The organism is Micromonospora echinofusca (assembly GCF_900091445.1).
Lineage (GTDB): Bacteria > Actinomycetota > Actinomycetes > Mycobacteriales > Micromonosporaceae > Micromonospora > Micromonospora echinofusca.
The window spans coordinates 4672431-4691810 of sequence record NZ_LT607733.1; the positions used below are offsets into that span (position 1 = coordinate 4672431).

Sequence of the window (19380 nt, forward strand, 5' to 3'; positions counted from 1 at the left end):
CCGACCAACCCGAACGAGGAGGAGCCGTGTGCCGGAGCATCAAGACCCTGCGTGAGCCGTACACCGAGGAGGTGACCCCGGCCGACGTGGACGCCGCGGCGTTGCAGTACGTCCGCAAGATCTCGGGTTTCCGCAAGCCCGCCGCCCACAACGCCGCCGCCTTCGACGCGGCGGTCGCCGCGGTCGCGTCGGCCACCGCGACCCTGCTCGCCCAGTTGGAGGTACGCGGCGGCCGCTCCGCCGGCCCGGCGAGCTGACCCGCCGCCGGGCCCCGGGCCTTGCTGGCACCACGGCAACCGGCGGGTCAGGCGGCGGCGAGCGCCGGGAGCACCGAATCCGGCGCCCAGCGCGAGCGGTGGCACTGCGACCAGCCGCGACAGCGGGGATCCGCCTCGGTGCACAGGCGCTGGTTGGTGAGCAGTTCCCCGTCGTCGGTCTCCCGGACGTCGAAGTGCACCGGCCGGATCGTGCCGTCGGGCGCGACGAGCAGGTGCCGCCCGGCGTCGAGCGTGTCGTCGCGCAGCAGGCAGTTGCGGTCCAGCAGCCGCGCCAGCGCGGCCACGCTGCCGTGCTCGGAGAGCCGTTCGGGCACCCCGTAGCAGTCCACGATCGTGGCGAACTCGCCCGGCGCCTGCCAGACGTCGCAGATCACCGCGTACGTCGGCAGGCGGGCGGGGTCCGCCGCCGCCAGGGGCATCACCACCCGGCCGAGCGCCTCGGCCAGTGCCGGGTAGACCTCCACCGGCCGCACCTGCTCGATTCTCCAGTTCCACAGCTCGGTCATGCCGCCTCCTCGCTGTGCTCGTCCCACCGGCCTCCGGATCGGGCCTTACTGACGATGGTGGGGGGCATATGACCTCAGCCGGGGGCAAGTTACCGGTCTGTGACCATTCCGGGCAAAATTTCCTCGAGCGCCATTGCTCGGAGTAGCGGGAAGGTGACAGTTTATCGGGTACGGTGGCCCGCTCCGCACGCCACACGCCGGCCGGAAGGATCGCCGCGGTCGTGCCGCGGCCGTCCTCGACAGGCGCCCGGCCGGCGGCCCCGCAGCGCCAGGGACGCCCTCAGCGCACGACCACCCGGTGCCCCCCGGGCGGCAGCAGCTCACCGACCACGGTGGCGCCTGGCAGCTCGCCGGCGACCAGCAGGCCGCCCGAGGTCTGCGCGTCGGCCAGCAGCAGCCGGTCCTCCTCGGTCACCCGGCCGAAGTCGGTCCACGGCGTGACCCACTCCAGGTTGCGCCGGCTGCCGCCGCTGACGTGCCCGTCACGCACCGCCTCCCGGGCGCCGGCCAGGTAGGGCACCCGGGCCGCGTCGATCGCCACCGTCAGCCGGCTCGCCCGGGCCAGCTTGGACGCGTGCCCGAGCAGGCCGAAGCCCGTCACGTCGGTGCCGCAGCGCACGCCGGCCGCCACCGCCGCGCGCGCCGCGTCCCGGTTGAGCGTCGTCATCGCCGCGACCGCCTCGGGGAAGCTCTCACCGGTGGCCTTGTGCCGGGTGTTGAGCACCCCGACGCCGAGCGGCTTGGTCAGCGACAGCGGCAGGCCCGCCCGGCCCGCGTCCAGGGTGATCAGCTCCTCCGGCCGGACCACCCCGGTGACCGCCAGGCCGTACTTGGGGCCCTCGTCGTCGACGCTGTGCCCGCCGGCGAGGTGGCAACCGGCGTCGCGGGCCACGTCCTGCCCGCCGCGCAGCACCTCCCGGGCCAGCTCCAGCGGCAGCACGTCGCGCGGCCAGCAGAGCAGGTTCAGCGCGACGAGAGGGGTGCCGCCCATGGCGTACACGTCGGAGAGGGCGTTGGTCGCGGCGATGCGCCCCCAGTCGTACGCGTCGTCGACGACCGGGGTGAAGAAGTCGGCGGTGGTCACCAGGCCCGTGCGCTCGTCGAGCCGGACCACCGCGGCGTCGTCGCCGTGGTCGAGCCCGACGAGCAGCTCGGCGGTGCCGGTGGCCGGGCCGAGCCCGGCGACCATGGCCTCCAGCTCACCCGGGGGGATCTTGCACGCGCAGCCGCCGCCCCGGGCGTACCGGGTCAGCCGTACCGGTTCCGTCATCCCCACATGATCTCCGGGCCGCCCTTCCCCCGCCATCGCGGGCGGGCCGCGTCGCGGTCAAAATCGGACTCTTGACCCCCATCCGAACTGGTGTTATCGCTCCGTGACCAACTGAGTTGCGTACCGCCACATCCCCCCGCCTACAGTTGCCCAACCGGGGGTCACCCGACCCCGCGCGACGACAGGGACGGTGAACGACGTGACGACGGGCGAACCGCTCATCGTGCTGGACTCGGTCAACAAGTGGTTCGGGCCGCTGCACGTGCTGGACGACGTCTCGCTGTCGGTCGGGCGCGGCGAGGTGGTCGTCGTGATCGGCCCGTCGGGCTCCGGCAAGTCGACGCTGTGCCGCACGATCAACCGCCTCGAACCGATCAACTCCGGCACGATCACCTTCGACGGGCAGCCGCTGCCGGCCGAGGGCAAGGCGCTGGCGAAGCTGCGCAGCGAGGTCGGCATGGTGTTCCAGTCGTTCAACCTCTTCGCGCACAAGACGATCCTCGAGAACGTCACCCTCGGGCCGGTCAAGGTCCGCAAGGAGAAGCCGGCGGCGGCTCGCGAGCGCGGCCTGGCCCTGCTCGACCGGGTGGGCATCGCCAACCAGGCCGACAAGTTCCCGGCCCAGCTCTCCGGTGGCCAGCAGCAGCGGGTGGCGATCGCCCGGGCGCTGGCCATGCAGCCCAAGGCGATGCTCTTCGACGAGCCGACCAGCGCGCTGGACCCGGAGATGGTCGGCGAGGTGCTGGACGTGATGACGTCCCTGGCCAGCGAGGGCATGACCATGGTCGTGGTGACCCACGAGATGGGCTTCGCCCGGCACGCGGCGAACCGCGTCATCTTCATGGCCGACGGCCAGCTGGTCGAGGACGCGCCGCCGGCCGAGTTCTTCGCCAACCCGCGCAGCGAGCGGGCCAAGGACTTCCTCTCCAAGATCCTCACGCACTAGGCGTCCGTACCTGGAGCGCGCCGTCCCCCGGCGGTTCCGTCCACAAAGGAGATCAACATGCGTATCACGCGCGTAGCGGCGCTCGCGGCGGCCGCCACCCTGGCGCTCGGCATGACCGCCTGCGGTGGCGACGACGCCGACGAGGGCACCGGCGCCGGCAGCAAGTCCTTCGCCGCCGGCAGCACGATGGAGCGCCTGAACAAGGCCCAGGCCATCAAGATCGGCACGAAGTTCGACCAGCCCGGCTTCGGCCAGAAGGGCCTCTCCGGCAAGCCGGAGGGCTTCGACGTCGAGGTCGCGAAGATCATCGTCAAGGAGCTGGGCATCCCCGAGGACAAGATCGAGTGGGTCGAGGCCCCCTCGAAGGTCCGCGAGGACGTGATCGTGAACGGCACCGTCGACCTGGTCGCCGCCACCTACACGATCAACGACAAGCGCAAGGAGCGCATCGCGTTCGCCGGGCCCTACTACGAGGCCGGCCAGAACATCATGGTGAAGAAGGACGACACCACCATCACCGGGCCGGACTCGTTCAAGGACGGCGCCAAGAAGGTCTGCTCGGTCACCGGCTCCACGCCGGCCGAGGAGATCAAGAAGTACGTCAAGGACGTCGCCACCCAGCTGGTGCTCTTCGACACCTACGACAAGTGCCGCGACGCCCTCAAGGGCGGCCAGGTCGACGCCGTCACCACGGACAACGTGATCCTGCTCGGCTACATCGCCAAGGACGAGGCGTCGTTCAAGCTGGCCGGCGAGAACTTCACCAAGGAGCCGTACGGCCTCGGGGTGAAGAAGGAGGACACCGACTTCCGCAACTTCGTCAACGACACGCTGGAGAAGGCGTTCGCCGACGGCAGCTGGAAGAAGGCCTGGGACGACACCGCCGGTAAGTTCGGTGCCGAGCTGGGTTCCGCGCCGACCGTCAACCGCTACTGATCTGATCCGTTGATCTGGAGGGTGGGGAGGAAGACCGGCCCGTGAGTGTGCTCATCGACAAGTTCGACGTCTTCGCGGGTGGTTTCTGGCTCACCCTCCAGATCTGCGTACTCGCCGCGGTCGGCGCCCTGATCCTGGGCGCCGTCCTGGCGGTGCTGCGGATCTCCCCGGTGCCGCCGCTGCGGGCGGTCGGCACCGGCTACGTCAACATCTTCCGCAACATGCCGCTGACCGTGGTGATGTTCTTCGCCGCGTTCGGCCTGCCGGCGCTCGGCTCCAACGCCGACTTCCTGCGCATCCCGGTACTCGACTCGTTGTTCAGCCGGCTCGGCACGGATCTGCCGTACTTCCGCTTCGCGCTGGTCGCGCTGGTGCTCTACACCGCCGCGTTCGTCTGCGAGGCGCTGCGCTCCGGCGTGAACGCCGTGCCCGCCGGCCAGGCGGAGGCCGCCCGCTCGCTGGGCCTGACCTTCGGGCAGAACCTGCGCTACGTGGTGCTGCCGCAGTCCTGGAAGGCCTCGGTGGTGCCGCTCGGCTCGGTGATCATCGCAATGATCAAGAACTCGGCGCTGGTCGGCTTCTTCGGCGTCGTCGGCGACCTCTCGCAGACCGCCGACCAGCTGACCTCGGCCGAGGGCTACGCCTTCGTCCCCGTCGCCATCGGCATCTCGATCGGATATCTGATCATGACCGTCCCCCTCGGCGCGCTCCTCGACCGGATCGAGAAGCGGCAGGCGGTGGCCCGATGAGCCAGCAGAGCGTCCTCTACGACGTCCCCGGTCCCCGGCAGCGCCGGCTCACGCTGATCGGCAGCGTGGTGGCGACGGTGCTGCTGCTCGTCGCCGCGTACTTCCTGATCTACCGCCCGCTGGACGACAAGGGCCAGTTCTCGATGGAGCTGTGGGGGCCGCTGATCGACCCCTCCAACGAGAACTTCTCGCTGGTGTGGGACCGCATCGGCCTCGGCTTCAAGAACACCCTGACCGCCGCCGCGCTGGCGATCGTCTCCTCACTGGTGGTCGGCACCCTGCTCGCGGTGCTGCGGATCCAGCTCAAGAGCCTGACCCGGCGCCGCTTCACCGGGCTCGCCACGCCGCTGGCCTACCTGCTGCGCGGGCTGAGCGCGCTGCTGTCGGCGGTCACCCGGGTCTGCGTCGAGGTGTTCCGGGGCCTGCCCGTGGTCATCACGATCTTCTTCGTGGCCCGCGGCTTCCCCGAGTTCGGCGTCTCGTTCGACACGCTGTGGTACCTGGTCATCGGCCTGACCATCTACAACTCGGTGGTGATCGCCGAGATCCTCCGCTCCGGCATGGAGGGCCTGCCCGGCGGGCAGGCCGAGGCGGCGGCCGCGATCGGGCTCTCCCCGGCGCAGACCACCCGGATGATCCTGCTGCCGCAGGCGTTCCGGATCATGCTGCCGGCGCTGATCAGCCAGCTCGTCGTGGTACTCAAGGACACCTCGCTCGGCTTCATCATCAGCTACGAGGAGACCCTGAACATCGGCAAGCAGATCATCGGCGTACTGGACAACCCGATCCAGGTCTACGTCGTGATCGCGGTCATGTTCATCGTGGTGAACTACGCGCTGTCGAAGCTGGCCCAGTACGTGCAGCGCCGGCTCTCACGCGGTCGCAAGACCGCCGGCACCCCGGCGCAGAACCCGCCCCCGGCCGCGCTCAGCGCGCAGGCGGAGGGCACCGGCGGCGCCTGATCCACGCCCGACGACGAAGGGCCGGCCCGATGATCGGGCCGGCCCTTCGTGTCGACGCCGTCAGCGGGCGATCTCGGTCACCCGGGACTCGCGGACCACGGTCACCCGGATCTGACCCGGGTAGGTCAGCTCCTCCTCGATCTGCTTGGCCACGTCCCGGGCCAGCACGGCGGCGCCGATGTCGTCGACGTCGTCCGGCTTGACCATCACCCGGATCTCGCGGCCGGCCTGCATGGCGAAGACCTTCTCCACGCCGAGCTTGCCGGCCGCGATCTCCTCGATGCGCTCCAGCCGCTTGACGTACGCCTCCAGGCTCTCCCGCCGGGCCCCCGGCCGGCCGCCGGAGCAGGCGTCGGACGCCTGGGTGAGGACGGCCTCGATGGTCTGCGGCGGCACCTCGTTGTGGTGCGCCTCGATGGCGTGGACGACGTCCTCGCTCTCGCCGTACTTGCGGGCCAGGTCGGCGCCGATGATGGCGTGGCTGCCCTCCACCTCGTGCGTGAGCGCCTTGCCGATGTCGTGCAGGAACGCCGAACGCTTGATGATCGGCACGTCGAGCCGCAGCTCGGCGGCCATGATGCCGGCGATGTGCGCGGTCTCCACTAGGTGCTTGAGCACGTTCTGCCCGTACGACGTCCGGTAGCGCAACCGCCCCAGCAGGGTGACGAGCTCCGGGTGGATCTCGGTGATCCCGACCTCGACCAGGGCGTCCTCGGCGGCCCGCTGGCACAGCTGGTCCACCTCGTGGCGGGCCTGGTCGTAGACCTCCTCGATGCGGTGCGGGTGGATCCGCCCGTCCAGGACCAGCTTCTCCAGCGTCAGCCGGCCGACCTCCCGGCGCACCGGGTCGAAGCAGGAGAGCAGCACTGCCTCGGGGGTGTCGTCGATGATCAGGTTGACGCCGGTGACCGACTCGAAGGCGCGGATGTTGCGGCCCTCGCGACCGATGATCCGCCCCTTCATCTCGTCGCCGGGCAGGTGCAGGACGCTGACCACGCTCTCCGCGGTCTGCTCGCTGGCGACCCGCTGGATGGCGTCGACGACGATGTGCCGGGCGCGCTGCTCGGCGGTGCCGCGCGCCTCGGACTCGATGTCGCGGACCAGCAGCGCGGCCTCCCGCTTGGCCTGGACCTCGATCGCCTCGATCAGCTCGGCCCGGGCCGCGTCGGCGGTCAGGCCGGCGATCCGCTCCAGCTCGCGGCGCCGCTGCTCCTCCGCCTCGGCGAGCTCGGCCTCGCGCTGGGCGAGCGCGGCCTCGCGGGCCGACAGGGCCGCGCTGGCGGCGGTGAGCTGCCGTTCCCGCTCGGCGAGGCGCTCCACCTCCTCGGTGTGCAGCCGCTCGCGCTCGTCCATCCGGGCGGCCCGCCGCTCGACCTCGGCGGCCTGCTCCCGGGTGGTGGCAGCGAGCACCGCGACCTCCCGCTCGCCGCTGCGGCGGGCGGTGGCCCGCAGTTGCTCGGCGTCGGCCTCGGCCTGCTTGTGGGCCCGTTCCAGGACGGTGTCGGCCTCCGCCCGGGCGTCGTCGAGCACCCGGCGCGCCTCCGCCCGGGCCGCCTTGGCCTCGGCCTTCGCTGCGGCGGCCTCGGCGCGCGCCGCCGCGGCGGCGGACTTCGCCACGTCGATCGTGCTGTTGGCCTCGTCGGCGGCGGTACGCAGGGCCGCGAGGGACTGTTCCTGCCGGTCCTTCTCGGCGATGAAGGCGGGATCCTCCGGTGCCGGCGCCGCACCGAAGCGGCGCAGCGTCCGTACGCCGAGCAGCACCGCCCCGAGCACGACCACGGTCAGGACCAGCACCACGGCCAGGATCACGACGTCGAACCCGCTCATGCCGGCGCCCCGTCCCGCGACGCGGCCGAAGCGGAAGGGCCGTGGAGCGGCCCGGAAGGCCGAGGCGCGCGGGGTGCCCCGACGGACGCGGGCTCCTGCCCGGCGACCGGCCCGCTCATGTCGGCACCCCGATGCAACTGCGCCGCCTCGCCATGGCCGCCTCCCCTGAACGTCGGGACCGCAGCGACCGTGCCGATGGGCACGCACCCTGCGGCTGTGGACGCCCGACCGGAGCGACTGGCCGTGGGGTAGCTTCCGTCGGCGGTGCCCGCACGGGAGCATCGCCGACGGCCGGGTGCAGTTGTCGCGCCAGCGTCGGACCGGCCAGTCCGAGCTGTCGCCGATGACCGATCGGATCGGTCAAAGTGATGCTGTTCCGTTACGCGATCTATGTTGTGCGCTTAGCCTGCGCTTGGTCGGGCAATGTGAGCCTGTATGGCGAGGCTAGGTCTCCCGGGGTGCTCCGGTCAAGAACTCATGATCAAACCCCCCGAACGGAGAGAAGTTGCCGCGTCACGCACCGCTGATGCGCGCCCGGACACGGGCGGACAAAACGGCAGCCGGTCAGCTAGTGCGGCACGTCGGCCCAGCTCAGCCGGGCACACCCGCACCCGGCACCCGTCGGGGCACCCGCCACTGGCTGTGACGCACGCATCCCGGGTGAGCGATCCGCCGAAACCCGCCGGCACGCGCAGGGCTGCGCCACCCCCCTGATCGTCTGTCACCGAGCCGGTGCTTCGGGGCATCTGGGACCGGGCCCCATCAACCGATCTTGCGTACCGACGGGGCCGACGCATCGCGTAGGCGCGCGCCCGCACCGGCGGGCGATGGGAGGCGACGGGCGGGGCAGCCGGCGGGCGGTGGGGCGACGGGCCCCGGAAAGCGGGACGGCGGTGGGGCGACGGGCCGGTGCCGGCGTCGGGTGGGTCAGCGGGCACCCGCCGTCAGGGCCGCCGTCACCAGGGCGGCGTTGTCGGGGGTGGTCGAGCCGTCGGGCAGCGACAGCGTGTCCTCGAGCCCGACGCGGCTGTGCAGGCCCCGGCGTACCGCCTCGGTCAGCACCGACCAGGTCGCCGGCCCCTCGGCGTGCAGCAGGACCTGCGGGCCCCCGGGCGCGGAAGGCAGCGCCGCCAGCATCGCGGCGGCGTCCGCCAGCGCCACGGCCGGCCCCTCGGCCATGCACTCGATCAGGATCCGCCCGGCCGGCACCCGCCACCGCGCGTACGCGGCGACGACGTCGAGCGTCCAGAGCCCCGCCTCGACCATGACGCCCCGCTCGCGCAGCGCCTGCGCCACCGCCTCCGCGCCCGGCTCGTGCGCGTTGACCGAGGCGAAGTCGGGCAGCACCGTCCAGGCCCGGACGGCGGCCACCCGGGCGGCCGGCTCCGGCTCGATCCAGGCCCCGGTGCTCACCCCGACGGGCAGCCCCGGCCGGGCGGCCCGGATCGCCTCCAGCGCGGCGGCTATCACCGACGGGTGCAGGGACTCCCGGCCGTCGGCGCCCCGGGGATGCACGTGGACCGCGTCGGCGCCGAGGCCCGCACAACGGGCCGCGTCGGCCGCCAGCTCCGCCGGGGTGACCGGCAGCGCCGGGTGCTCGGCACGGGTGCGGGCCCCGTTGAGACACGCCTTCAGCATCGCAGTCTCTCCTCCGCCGTCGCCGGGCTCAGCGGGCTCGGCACCACACGCCCGCCGCCCCGCTCAACCGAGGGGGCGGCTGTCGCGGTCCAGCTCGCCCTCGGCGTCGGCGAGCGCGTCGGCGTCGATCTGGTCGGCGAACTCGGCCGCCTCGGCGCTCTGTGCGGCGAGCGCGTCCTTCACCGCCCGGATCGCCACGCCTGGCGGGTAGCCCTTGCGGGCCAGCATGGCCACCAGCCGCCGGAAGACGGCGTCCGGCTCGCCCCGGGCGGTGCGCAGCTTCCGCTCGACCAGGGCGCGGGCGGTCTCGGCCTCGGTCTCCTCGTCCAGCTCGCCGAGGGCCTCGCTCGCGACCTCGCCGTCCACCCCGCGCTGACGCAGCTCGTTGGCCAGCGCCCGGCGGGCCAGACCCCGGCCGGAGTGCCGGCTCGCCACCCAGGCCCGGGCGAACGCGGCGTCGTCGATGATGCCGACCTCGTCGTAGCGGTCGAGCACCTCCGCCGAGACCTCGTCGGAGACGCCCCGCTTCGCCAGCGCCCCGGCCAACTCGGCCCGGGTGCGGGGTCGGACGGCGAGCTGGCGCAGGCAGATCTCCCGCGCCAGCTCGGCCTCGTCGCGCGGTGGGGCCGGGGGCGCCTCGGGGTCGGTGTCGCCGGTCCGGCCGCGCCGGGCCCGACGAGGCCGGGGCGTGTCGTCGTCGCCCGCGCGGGCGGGGCTGGCATCCCAGCCCCGCCCGGTGCGGGCGCGTCTTCCTGCCACAGGTCAGGGACCGGTCAGAAGTCGACCGGCGGCAGCTCCGGGCCACCGGCGGCGTCACCCGCGCCGACCCCGACGCCGAGCTTCTCCAGGATCTTCTTCTCGATCTCGGCGGCCACGTCCGGGTTCTCCCGGAGGAACTCGCGGGCCTTCTCCTTGCCCTGGCCCAGCTGGTCGCCGTCGTAGGTGTACCAGGCGCCGGACTTGCGGATGATCGCCTGCTCGACGCCGACGTCGATCAGCGAGCCCTCGCGGGAGATGCCCTTGCCGTACATGATGTCGAACTCGGCCTGCTTGAACGGCGCGGCGACCTTGTTCTTCACGACCTTGACCCGGGTGCGGTTGCCGACCACGTCGGTGCCGTCCTTGAGGCTCTCGATGCGGCGCACGTCGAGCCGGACCGAGGCGTAGAACTTCAGCGCCCGACCACCCGTGGTGGTCTCGGGGCTGCCGAACATGACGCCGATCTTCTCGCGGAGCTGGTTGATGAAGATCGCCGTGGTGCCGGTGTTGTTGAGCACACCGGTGATCTTCCGCAGCGCCTGGCTCATCAGCCGGGCCTGGAGACCCACGTGGCTGTCGCCCATCTCGCCCTCGATCTCGGCGCGCGGCACCAGCGCGGCCACCGAGTCGATGACGATGATGTCGATCGCGCCGGAGCGGACCAGCATGTCCGTGATCTCCAGCGCCTGCTCGCCCGTGTCGGGCTGGGAGACCAGCAGGGCGTCGGTGTCGACGCCGAGCGCCTTGGCGTATTCCGGGTCGAGCGCGTGCTCGGCGTCGACGAAGGCGGCGATGCCGCCGGCCCGCTGGGCGTTGGCCACCGCGTGCAGCGCCACCGTGGTCTTACCGCTGGACTCCGGACCGTAGATCTCGACGACCCGGCCCCGGGGCAGACCGCCCACGCCGAGCGCCACGTCGAGCGCGATCGAACCCGTCGGAATCACCGAGGTCTGGACGACCGGCCGCTCTCCCAGCCGCATCACCGAACCCTTGCCGAACTGCTTGTCGATCTGAGCGAGAGCAAGGTCGAGTGCCTTCTCCCGATCGGGCCCTGCGGCCATGTTTGCCACCCCTGCCTTCGCCGGCGTCTTTCCTGAGCTTCGCGTCACGCGGACACGCTAGGCGCTGGGTCCGACAGAAAACCAGCCGACCGGCCGTGAGCTGTGGACGAGCGCCCCGCTGTGGACAATAGCCGAACAGGTGTACGAGTCGGCAAGCGACACGCGGAAGCGACGAAACGGCTGCTCAGCGTAGTCGTGCGGGCACCCGGTCGGGATAGGCGGCGCAGACCGCGCGCCACACCACGTGGGTCTGCTCACCCGACGCCAGGGCCTGCTCGACGGTCCGCCCGCCGAGCTGCGCGAGCACCTGGTCGCGGGCGATGCTGGCCGCGTAGCCGGGCCCGAACGCCTCCTCCAACCGGGACCAGAAGTCGGTCAGCCGCACGTGATCATTCCTCCTCGTCCGGTGCGCCCACCGGCACCGGCCGCAACGCTAGCGTCACCAGGGGCACCACCGCGACCGCCGCGAGCCCGGTGAGCACCGGATAGCCGGCCGCCGCCACGACAAACCCGCTGACCGCCCCCGCCCCGGCGCCGGCCAGGCCCATCGTCAGGTCCGAGAGCCCCTGCACGCTCGGCCGGATCCCCACCGGCACCGACTCCGACAGCAGCGTCGAGCCCGCCACCATGGTCCCCGACCAACCCAGCCCGAGCAGGAACAACCCGACCGAGAGCCGGGCCGTGTGGTGCCCGGCCGTGCCGGCGACCGCGCACGCCGCGAGCAGCAGCCCGACGCCGCCGAGGATCACCGCCCGGCGGCCGACCCGGTCGGTGAGCCAGCCCGCCACCGGGGCGAGTGCGTACATGCCGGCGATGTGCAGGCTCAGCACGAGACCGACCACCCGCAGCACGTCGGCGTCGTCGTGCCACTCGTGCAGGCGTACCGGGGTCATCACCATCACCGCGACCATGACCAGGTGGCCGACCGCCACCGCGACGATGCCGAGCCGGGCGGCCGGCCGCGTGCGTACCACCGACCAGGCGGCCCGCATGCCCGCGCCGTGCCGGGCGGTCGCCGCGGGCGCCGCGACGGGGGCCGGCGGGGCGACGGCCGCCGCCAGCCGGCGCGCGGTGAGCAGCGGGTCCGGCCGCAGCAGCGCCAGGATCGCCCCGGCGGCCAGCGCGAGCGCGGCGGCGCTGAACGCGAACGGGCCGGCCAGCGGCGGCAGCCCCCAGCCGCTGGTGGTGCGGTCGGCGAGCGAGGCGAAGTTCGGCGCGGCGACCGCGCCGATGGTGGTGGCCCAGACGATCAACGAGAGCTGGCGGCCCCGGCGCGCCGGAACCGCCAGGTCGACCGCCGCGTAACGGGCCTGGAGGTTGGCCGCGCTGCCGCCGCCGAACAGGAGCATGCCGAGAAAGAGCAGCGGAACCCAGCGGGTCACCGCGGCGAGGACCACCAGCACGCCGCCGGCGGCGCCCGTCAGGTACGCCACGACCAGGCCGGGTCGGCGGCCCCGGACGGTCATGATCCGGGTGACCGGCACGGCCAGCAACGCCCCGCCGACCACGGCGGCGCTGCTGACCAGGCCCGCGACGGCGGTGCCGGCCACGTCGGAGGCGAGCAGCGCCCCGACGGCGACGCCGATGGTCACCCCGATGCCGCCGATGATCTGGGTGGCGAAGAGCAGCCGCAGCGTACGCCGCTGGATGGGCGCGACGTCGGGCGCGGCGAGCGGCGCGGCCAGGTCGGTGGCCATGGCGGCTCCTTCGAGGTAAGGGGCGAGGTGCCGTCTCATCCTTGCGCACCCGCCCCGCCGCCCGGCAGCCGGTTGACGGTTACAGCCCGAGGCCCCGGCCGATGATCTCCTTCATGATCTCGGTGGTGCCGCCGTAGATGGTCTGCACCCGGCCGTCCAGCCAGGCCTTCGCCACCGGGTACTCCAGCATGTAGCCGTACCCGCCGTGCAGCTGCACGCAGCGGTCGGCGACCCGGTTCTGCAACTCGGTGGTCCACCACTTCGCCTTGGCCGCGTCGGTGACCGAGAGCCGGCCGGCGTCGTACTCCGCGACGCAGTGGTTGACGAAGGTGCGGGCGATGGTGACCTCGGTGTCCAGCTCGGCGAGCAGGAAGCGGTTGTGCTGGAACGCGCCGATCGGCCGGCCGAACGCCTGCCGGGAGCGCGCGTAGTCGAGGGTGACGGCGAGCAGCCGCTCGGCGGCGGCCACCGCGGCGACGGCGATGCTGAGCCGCTCCCGGGGCAGGTTGGCCATCAGGTGGTAGAAGCCGTGGTTCTCGGTGCCGATCAGGTTCTCCGCCGGCACCCGGCAGTCGTCGAAGAACAGCTCGGCGGTGTCGTTGGCCTTGAGCCCGACCTTGGCCAGCCGCCGGCCCCGGGAGAAGCCGGGCGTGCCGCTCTCCACGGCGATCAGGCTCACCCCGTGCGCGCCCTGGTCCGGGGCGGTACGCACGACCACGACCACCAGGTCGGCCATCTCACCGTTGGTGATGAAGGTCTTCTGGCCGTTGAGCACCCAGCCGTCGCCGTCGCGGACCGCGCTCGTACGGATGCCGGCCAGGTCGGAGCCGGCGCCCGGCTCGCTCATCGCGATCGCGGTGACCAGGTCGCCGGAGCAGAACCCGGGCAGCCAGCGCTTGCGCTGCTCGTCCGTGGTGAGTTCGGTCAGGTACGGCGCCACCACGTCGTTGTGCAGGCCGAAGCCGAGCCCGGTGCACCCGGCGGCGACGATCTCCTCGTCCAGCACGGCGTTGAACCGGAAGTCGCGCTGCCCGCCGCCGCCGTACTCCGTGTCGACGTCCATGCCCAGCAGGCCGGCGGCCCCGGCGCGGCGCCACACCTCGCGGTCGACGATCCCGTCGGCCTCCCAGCGCTCGTGGTGGGGCACCGCCTCGCGGGTCAGGAACTCGCGGCACAGCTCGCGGAACTCCTCGTGGTCGCGCTCGTAGAGATGCTGCTCCATGGCGGCAAGTGTGGCACCGCCCACCCGCCCTGCCCACACGCGGCCACGCTGCGTACGCCGCCACCGACCGCTGCCTCGGTCCGGAAACCCGATCGGCCGTCTGCCGGTCGGGCCAAGGTGAATCTTGGACAGTTGCCGTTCGAGGCGAACGGCAACTGTCCAAGATTGACGTGGAGTCTCTCGGGAGGCCGGGCGGCGGAGGGCTCCGTGCGGGCGTGACCGATGCACGGGGATTGGTTGAGGAGTTCAACGCGGCCTGGGAGCGGGGGGACCTCGACGCGGTCGTCGGCTTCCTGAGCGAGGACGTCGCGTACTGTCCGAGTGCCTGGGACGGGCCGGACTGACCGCCGACCGGCGGGCACCGGACGGTCAGGCGGCGAGGGTGCGGGCGGCCACGGTGAGGTCGGCGACCAGCCCCTCGTACGCCTTGTCCTGGTCGTCGGCGCGCAGCACGGCGGACGGGTGGATGGTGGCCAGCAGCCGGGCCGGCGGGGCGTCCGCGACGGCGCCCGTGGAATCCACCGGCACCCGCCGGAAGTCCTCCGGGTGCTGGGCCGACTCCGGCCAGGGCAGCAGCTCGCCGCGCTGGCGGGTGACCCGGAACGTCGGGCCGAGCAGGGCCTTGGCGGCGGTGGCGCCCAGCACCACCACGATCTCCGGGCGGAGCTGGGCGAACTCGGCCACCAGCCAGGGCCGGCAGGCGGTGACGTGCACCCGGTCCGGGGTCTGGTGGATGCGCCGCCTGCCGCGCAGCTCGAAGCGGAAGTGCTTCACCGCGTTGGTGAGGTAGATGTGGCCGGGGTCGAGCCGGGCGTCGTCGACCGCCCTGCGCAGCAGCCGGCCGGCGGGGCCGACGAACGGCAGGCCCTTCTGGTCCTCCAGGTCGCCGGGCTGCTCGCCCACGAAGACCACCCGCGCACCGGCGTCGCCGCGACCGAAGACGGTCTGCGACGCGTCCCGGTGGAGCTCGCAGCCCCGGCAGCCGGCGGCGGCGGCGCGCAGGTCGTCGAGGGTGTCGGCGCGCGGCGGGATGAACTTCTGCGCGCCCGGCGCGGTCTCGGTCTGCTCGGCCATGACGACTGTTCTACCCGGTGTGTGAGGGGACACGCGCTCCCCCCTCACGCCGTGAAGCCTGCGGTGGGTGCGGGCCGGACCGCCCGGGCCACCGCCCCGGCCAGCTCCGGGATCTCCGCCTCGTCGAGCGAGCTGACGGTGATCCGCAGTGCTGGCGGGCCGGCGATGCGGTGCAGCGCGCCGGGCGCGACCGCCCAGCCGGCGTCGCGCAGCGCGGTCAGCACGCTGGTCTCGTCGTCGACCGGCAGCCAGACGTTGATGCCGCTGCGCCCGTGGGCGGTCAGGCCGTGCTCGGCGAGCGCGCCGATCAGTGCCGCGCGCCGCCGCTCGTAGCTGCTGGCGGCCCGGTCCACCAGCACGGCCACGGCGGGGTCGCGCCAGAGCGCCAGGACCAGCCGTTGCAGCACCGTGGAGACCCAGCCGGCGCCGACCCGGGCGCGTCCGGCCACCCGGGCGACGGTGGTCTCGTCGCCCACCAGCACGGCCAGCCGCAGGTCGGGGCCGAACGGCTTGCTCACCGAGCGGACGAAGGCCCACGTCGGGGTCGCCCCGGCGAGCGGGTGCAGCGGTACGCGGGCCAGCTCGGCGGCGTGGTCGTCCTCGATCAGCAGCAGGTCGGACCGCCCGGCGAGCAGGGCGCGCAGCTCGCCGGCCCGTTCGGCGGAGACCGCCGCGCCGGTGGGGTTCTGGGCCCGGCTCGTCACGATCAGCGCCCGCGCGCCGGCGGCGAGGGCGGCGCCGACCCCGGCGACGAGCGGACCGTCGTCGTCGACCGGCACGCCGATCGGCCGCAGCCCGAGCGCGGCGACCAGGTCGAGCAGGTTGGCCCAGCCCGGGTCCTCGACCGCGACCGAGTCCCCAGGGCGCAGGTGCGCGCCGAGCAGCCGCTCGATGCCGTCCAGCGCCCCGCCGGTGACGGTCAGCTCCGCCGCCGGTACGCCGTCGGCTGCCAGCCGCTCGCGGGCCGCCTCGGCCAGCTCGGGCAGCACCCCGGCCGCCGGGTAGCCGACCGGCTCGCCCGCTGCGGCGGCCAGGCCCGCGAGGTGTGCCCCGAGGGGCGGCAGCAGCCGCACGTCCGGCTCGCCCCGGGAGAGGTCGCGCAGGCCGGCGGCGGGCGGCGGGCGCAACGCGGAGCGGCGGGCCGCCACGGGCGGCCGGGGCCGGACCCTGGTGCCGTGCCGGCCGGCGGTGACCACCAGGCCCCGCTGGCGCAGCTCCTGGTAGGCGCGGGCCGCGGTGGCGGGGCTCACCGCGAGCCGGGCGGCGAGCTCCCGCACCGGCGGCAGCGCGTCGCCGGGGGCGAGGGCGGCGGAGCGGATGCCCGATTCGATGCTGGCCGAAATCTCGGCGGCTGTCGTACCGGCGACCTGATAGCGTGCTGACACAAATCAGGGATTGTACTAGAACAAAGGTCGAGCCATGTACGCACCCACCGACCGGACCACCGCCAGCCGCTCCCGGGAGCGGATGAGCTACGACGAGGCGGCCGCGCACGCCGTCCTCGACGAGGCGTACGACTGCGCGCTCGGGTTCACCGTCGACGGCGAGCCCCGCGTGCTGCCCACCCTGCACGTGCGCATCGGCGACACCCTCTACCTGCACGGCTCCACCGGCAGCCGGCCGCTGCTCGCCGCCCGGGGCGAGGGGCTGCGGGTCTGCGTCGCCGTCACCCTGCTCGACGGCCTCGTCTACGGCCGCTCACAGTTTCACCACAGCGCCAACTACCGCTCGGTCGTGGCGCACGGCACCGCGCGGCTGGTCACCGACGAGCGGGAGAAGCTGCGGATGCTGACCGCCCTGGTGGAGAAGGCCGCCCCGGGGCGCAGCGCCGACAGCCGTCCCCCGTCGCGCCGGGAGCTGGCCGAGACGGCCGTGCTCGCCCTGCCGCTGCGCGAGGTGTCGGTGCGCGCCCGCGCCGGCGGCGTACGCGACGAGGAGACCGACCTCGCCCTGCCGCACTGGGCCGGTGTGGTGCCGCTGCGGCTGACCGCCGGGGCACCCGAGCCCGACGCCGGGGTGGGCGTGCCGGTGCCGGCGTACCTGCGGGAGCGCACCTCGCCGTGGCTCGAGCCGGCGGTGCTGCGCGGGGAGCACGTGCTGCTGGAACCGCTCGACCTCGCGCACGCCGACGAGCTGCACGCCGCGACCGCCGACCCGGAGGTGTGGCGGCACCTCGGCAGCCCGCAGCCGGCCGACCCCGCCGGCACCGCCGAGGGGATCGCCGTCGCCCTGGCCGCCCACCGGCGGGGCGAGCGGGTGCCGTGGGTGCAGCGCTGCGCGGTGACCGGCGCCGTGGTGGGGACCACCTCCTTCTACGAGGTGGACCCGGAGCGCCGGGCGGTGGCGATCGGCTACACCTGGCTGGGCCGGCCCTGGTGGCGCACCGGGATCAACACGGAGGCGAAGCTGCTGCTGCTCGCCCGCGCCTTCGACGAGCTGGGTGCGGAGCGGGTGGTCTGGCACACCGACATCCGCAACGAGCGCTCGCAGCGGGCGATCGAGCGCCTCGGCGCGTCCCGCGAGGGGGTGCTGCGCCGGCACCGGCTGCGCCCGGACGGCTCCTGGCGGGACACCGTGCAGTATTCGATGACCGTCGACGAGTGGCCGAACGCACAGGTCACGCTGCGGGAAAGGCTTCGCCGGGCGGCGCCCGTGGCCTCATGATGGCGGGCGTGCTGGGCATCACCGACATCTGGACGTACGTGCTGGGCACCGTGGCGATCGTTCTGCTGCCCGGTCCCAACTCCCTCTTCGTGCTCTCCACCGCCGCGCAGCGGGGCGTGGCGACCGGCTACCGGGCGGCCGGCGGGGTCTTCGTCGGCGACGGGATACTCATGTTCCTCTCCGCCGCCGGCGTGGCGTCGCTGGTCCAGGCGTACCCGCCGCTCTTCCTCGTGATCAAGTACGCCGGCGCCGCGTACCTCGGCTATGTGGGGTTGACGATGCTGCGCGGCGCGTGGCGGCGCTGGCGGACGCGCAACGACCCGACCACCCCGCGGCTCATCGACGCCGCGGAGCCGGCGGCGCTGCGCAGCCCGTTCCGCAAGGCGCTGGTGATCAGCCTGCTCAACCCGAAGGCGATCCTCTTCTTCGTCTCGTTCTTCATCCAGTTCGTGGACCCGGGCTACGCCTGGCCGGCACTGTCGTTCCTGCTGCTCGGGCTCATCGCCCAGGTCACCAGCGCGCTCTACCTGACCGCGCTGATCTTCACGGGCACGTTCCTGGCGGCCCAGTTCCGCCGGCGCCACCGCCTGGCCGCCGGCGCCACCACGGGCGTCGCCGCGCTCTTCCTCGGCTTCAGCCTCAAGCTGGCCACCGCCAGCGCCTGACCCGGCGGGGCGCCCTGGCCCTGCCGGGACGGTCGCCCGCCTGACTCTGCCGGGGCGGTGCCTCGCCACCCCGCCCCGGGTCAGGTGCCGTCGCCGCCGCCGGAGCCGCCGACGCCGGCTCCGCCGGCCGTGCCGCCCAGGCCGAAGCCGGGGTGGATCGGCTCGTCCGGCGGGCGGCTGACGTGCGCCGACTCGGAGATGGTCGCGGACCAGTCGGCGTGCGCGGCGGCCGCCGCGTGCCGGTTGATCGCCGCGCGCAGCCAGGCGTCCACGGTCGCGACCCAGTCCCGCTGCTCGGCGCCGGTGTGCCAGACCCGGAACCGGCTGATGCTCTGGTGGGTGATCCCGGCCAGGGCGAGCCGCCGGTCCAGCCAGAGGATCACCTCCAGGCCGGCCGGGTCGGCGATGAAGATCAGCTCCAGCTCGGTGATCGGCCCGGCGTAGAGCGGTGCCACCCAGTAGCCCAGCCGCTGGTGCAGCGGCAGGGTCTGCGCCACCCCCGGCAGCCGGTTGTCGACCAGGCCGGCCTGGCGCATGCTGAAGCCGAGCGTGTCGAGAGCCACCAGGACGTGCGCCTGGGTGGGCAGCGGGTGCACGAAGACCGGCACCATCGCGCCCTGGTCGAGCGCCGGCTCGACAGCCACCTCCGTACGCAGCCCCATCCGCAGGCTGAGCAGGGGCACCCCGCCGAAGACGGTCACGGGGGTCTCCCACGGCAGCGGGAACTCGAACGGGATCGAGCGGCCCCGCCCCGCGCGCAGCACGAAGGCGCCGGCCACCGTGGCCTGGTGGAACTGCACCAGGCGACGGGGTGCCTCCGGGTCGTCCGGTTCGGCCGTGGTGACCAGGCCGAGCCGGACGTGCAGGACGGGTACGTCGGTGGAGCCGGCGACGACGGTGACCCGCCCCGGCAGCCGCAGCCCGGGACGGGTGCTCGGGTTTGCCAGGGCCGTGCGCACCGACAGCCCGGTCCCGCCGGACTCGGGTGACACCCCCGTCAACCGCACGGCACTCCCCCCGTCCACGACCGGGCCGGGCCTGCCCGTCACCCCCATGGCCGCGGACCTCGCGCGGGGCCCCTCCATGCCCGCGGGCCTCGCGCGGGGCCCCCTCCATGGTCGCGGAC

The 19380-nt window shown here is 73.5% G+C and carries 20 protein-coding genes; 8 read left to right on the plus strand and 12 right to left on the minus strand.

The annotated features are described in order from the left end of the window. The first annotated feature begins 26 nt into the window (after positions 1-26). Positions 27-257: a DUF2277 family protein gene (locus GA0070610_RS19855; RefSeq protein ID WP_089001425.1), complete on the plus strand. Its 231-nt coding sequence runs from the start codon at positions 27-29 to the stop codon at positions 255-257. Positions 258-304: 47 nt separating this feature from the next. Here the strand turns inward: GA0070610_RS19855 and GA0070610_RS19860 are convergent, their stop codons facing one another. Both GA0070610_RS19860 and selD read right to left on the minus strand, forming a co-directional pair. Next, positions 305-784, minus strand: a complete 480-nt coding sequence (locus GA0070610_RS19860) for a hypothetical protein (RefSeq protein ID WP_089001426.1) — start codon at positions 782-784, stop codon at positions 305-307. A gap of 280 nt (positions 785-1064) precedes the next feature. After that, positions 1065-2060, minus strand: coding sequence for a selenide, water dikinase SelD (gene selD, locus GA0070610_RS19865; RefSeq protein ID WP_392567261.1), 996 nt, complete (start codon positions 2058-2060; stop codon positions 1065-1067). A gap of 184 nt (positions 2061-2244) precedes the next feature. Between selD and GA0070610_RS19870 the strand changes: the two genes are divergently transcribed. From GA0070610_RS19870 to GA0070610_RS19885, 4 genes are read left to right on the plus strand one after another with little or no spacing between them, the layout of a single operon-like run. Next, on the plus strand, positions 2245-3000 hold the full coding sequence (locus GA0070610_RS19870; RefSeq protein WP_089001428.1) for an amino acid ABC transporter ATP-binding protein: 756 nt from the start codon (positions 2245-2247) through the stop codon (positions 2998-3000). Between the two features lie 57 nt (positions 3001-3057). Then, positions 3058-3936 (plus strand): glutamate ABC transporter substrate-binding protein, encoded by an 879-nt coding sequence (locus GA0070610_RS19875; RefSeq protein ID WP_089001429.1) that lies wholly within the window; start codon positions 3058-3060, stop codon positions 3934-3936. Between the two features lie 41 nt (positions 3937-3977). After that, positions 3978-4685, plus strand: coding sequence for an amino acid ABC transporter permease (locus GA0070610_RS19880; RefSeq protein ID WP_089001430.1), 708 nt, complete (start codon positions 3978-3980; stop codon positions 4683-4685). Further along, positions 4682-5647: an amino acid ABC transporter permease gene (locus tag GA0070610_RS19885; protein ID WP_089001431.1), complete on the plus strand. Its 966-nt coding sequence runs from the start codon at positions 4682-4684 to the stop codon at positions 5645-5647. Before GA0070610_RS19880 ends, GA0070610_RS19885 begins: the two co-directional genes overlap by 4 nt. 60 nt (positions 5648-5707) lie before the next feature. Here the strand turns inward: GA0070610_RS19885 and rny are convergent, their stop codons facing one another. From rny to GA0070610_RS19920, 7 genes are all read right to left on the minus strand, one after another. Continuing rightward, a complete protein-coding gene (rny, locus tag GA0070610_RS19890) occupies positions 5708-7474 on the minus strand; it encodes a ribonuclease Y (RefSeq protein ID WP_089001432.1) in 1767 nt (588 codons plus the stop codon). 927 nt (positions 7475-8401) lie between these two features. After that, positions 8402-9112, minus strand: a complete 711-nt coding sequence (locus GA0070610_RS19895) for a 3-keto-5-aminohexanoate cleavage protein (protein ID WP_089001433.1) — start codon at positions 9110-9112, stop codon at positions 8402-8404. A 63-nt stretch (positions 9113-9175) separates the two neighbouring features. Continuing rightward, entirely contained in the window at positions 9176-9871 is a 696-nt protein-coding gene (locus GA0070610_RS19900) for a regulatory protein RecX (protein ID WP_089001434.1), read from the minus strand. Positions 9872-9885: 14 nt separating this feature from the next. Beyond that, on the minus strand, positions 9886-10932 hold the full coding sequence (gene recA / locus GA0070610_RS19905) for a recombinase RecA (RefSeq protein WP_089001435.1): 1047 nt from the start codon (positions 10930-10932) through the stop codon (positions 9886-9888). 184 nt (positions 10933-11116) lie between these two features. Further along, the gene (locus tag GA0070610_RS19910) at positions 11117-11317 is read right to left on the minus strand and encodes a DUF3046 domain-containing protein (protein WP_089001436.1); all 201 of its coding nucleotides are present in this window, start codon (positions 11315-11317) and stop codon (positions 11117-11119) included. Positions 11318-11321: 4 nt separating this feature from the next. Further along, positions 11322-12629, minus strand: coding sequence for an MFS transporter (locus tag GA0070610_RS19915; RefSeq protein WP_089001437.1), 1308 nt, complete (start codon positions 12627-12629; stop codon positions 11322-11324). 79 nt (positions 12630-12708) lie between these two features. Next, a complete protein-coding gene (locus GA0070610_RS19920; RefSeq protein WP_089001438.1) occupies positions 12709-13851 on the minus strand; it encodes an acyl-CoA dehydrogenase family protein in 1143 nt (380 codons plus the stop codon). A gap of 215 nt (positions 13852-14066) precedes the next feature. On the opposite strand from GA0070610_RS19920, the gene GA0070610_RS31715 reads away from it, so the two are divergent. Further along, complete coding sequence (locus GA0070610_RS31715) at positions 14067-14195, plus strand: nuclear transport factor 2-like protein (RefSeq protein WP_269458853.1); 129 nt, start codon at positions 14067-14069, stop codon at positions 14193-14195. 25 nt (positions 14196-14220) lie between these two features. On the opposite strand, the gene GA0070610_RS19925 is transcribed toward GA0070610_RS31715, so the two are convergent. Together GA0070610_RS19925 and GA0070610_RS19930 are read right to left on the minus strand one after the other, a co-directional pair. Next, positions 14221-14925 (minus strand): UdgX family uracil-DNA binding protein, encoded by a 705-nt coding sequence (locus GA0070610_RS19925; protein WP_089001439.1) that lies wholly within the window; start codon positions 14923-14925, stop codon positions 14221-14223. Between the two features lie 44 nt (positions 14926-14969). Then, entirely contained in the window at positions 14970-16310 is a 1341-nt protein-coding gene (locus GA0070610_RS19930) for an aminotransferase class I/II-fold pyridoxal phosphate-dependent enzyme (RefSeq protein ID WP_089001440.1), read from the minus strand. Positions 16311-16344: 34 nt separating this feature from the next. Between GA0070610_RS19930 and GA0070610_RS19935 the strand changes: the two genes are divergently transcribed. Both GA0070610_RS19935 and leuE read left to right on the plus strand, forming a co-directional pair. Continuing rightward, positions 16345-17589, plus strand: a complete 1245-nt coding sequence (locus GA0070610_RS19935; protein WP_089001441.1) for a bifunctional pyridoxamine 5'-phosphate oxidase family protein/GNAT family N-acetyltransferase — start codon at positions 16345-16347, stop codon at positions 17587-17589. Next, complete coding sequence (leuE, locus tag GA0070610_RS19940) at positions 17586-18254, plus strand: leucine efflux protein LeuE (protein WP_089001442.1); 669 nt, start codon at positions 17586-17588, stop codon at positions 18252-18254. The genes GA0070610_RS19935 and leuE overlap by 4 nt, the downstream gene beginning before the upstream one ends. Before the next feature lie 80 nt (positions 18255-18334). Here the strand turns inward: leuE and GA0070610_RS19945 are convergent, their stop codons facing one another. Further along, complete coding sequence (locus GA0070610_RS19945) at positions 18335-19261, minus strand: sporulation protein (protein WP_089001443.1); 927 nt, start codon at positions 19259-19261, stop codon at positions 18335-18337. Positions 19262-19380 lie beyond the last annotated feature (119 nt).

What these genes read in the sequence shown, in the direction of transcription:
- GA0070610_RS19860 (WP_089001426.1), bottom strand. Translation starts at nt 784, where the DNA reads ATGACCGAGCTGTGGAACTGGAGAATCGAGCAGGTGCGGCCGGTGGAG.
- GA0070610_RS19925 (WP_089001439.1), bottom strand. Translation starts at nt 14,925, where the DNA reads ATGGCCGAGCAGACCGAGACCGCGCCGGGCGCGCAGAAGTTCATCCCG.
- GA0070610_RS19915 (WP_089001437.1), bottom strand. Translation starts at nt 12,629, where the DNA reads ATGGCCACCGACCTGGCCGCGCCGCTCGCCGCGCCCGACGTCGCGCCC.
- GA0070610_RS19935 (WP_089001441.1), top strand. Translation starts at nt 16,345, where the DNA reads ATGTACGCACCCACCGACCGGACCACCGCCAGCCGCTCCCGGGAGCGG.
- GA0070610_RS19895 (WP_089001433.1), bottom strand. Translation starts at nt 9,112, where the DNA reads ATGCTGAAGGCGTGTCTCAACGGGGCCCGCACCCGTGCCGAGCACCCG.
- recA (WP_089001435.1), bottom strand. Translation starts at nt 10,932, where the DNA reads ATGGCCGCAGGGCCCGATCGGGAGAAGGCACTCGACCTTGCTCTCGCT.
- GA0070610_RS19920 (WP_089001438.1), bottom strand. Translation starts at nt 13,851, where the DNA reads ATGGAGCAGCATCTCTACGAGCGCGACCACGAGGAGTTCCGCGAGCTG.
- rny (WP_089001432.1), bottom strand. Translation starts at nt 7,474, where the DNA reads ATGAGCGGGTTCGACGTCGTGATCCTGGCCGTGGTGCTGGTCCTGACC.
- GA0070610_RS19885 (WP_089001431.1), top strand. Translation starts at nt 4,682, where the DNA reads ATGAGCCAGCAGAGCGTCCTCTACGACGTCCCCGGTCCCCGGCAGCGC.
- GA0070610_RS19875 (WP_089001429.1), top strand. Translation starts at nt 3,058, where the DNA reads ATGCGTATCACGCGCGTAGCGGCGCTCGCGGCGGCCGCCACCCTGGCG.
- leuE (WP_089001442.1), top strand. Translation starts at nt 17,586, where the DNA reads ATGATGGCGGGCGTGCTGGGCATCACCGACATCTGGACGTACGTGCTG.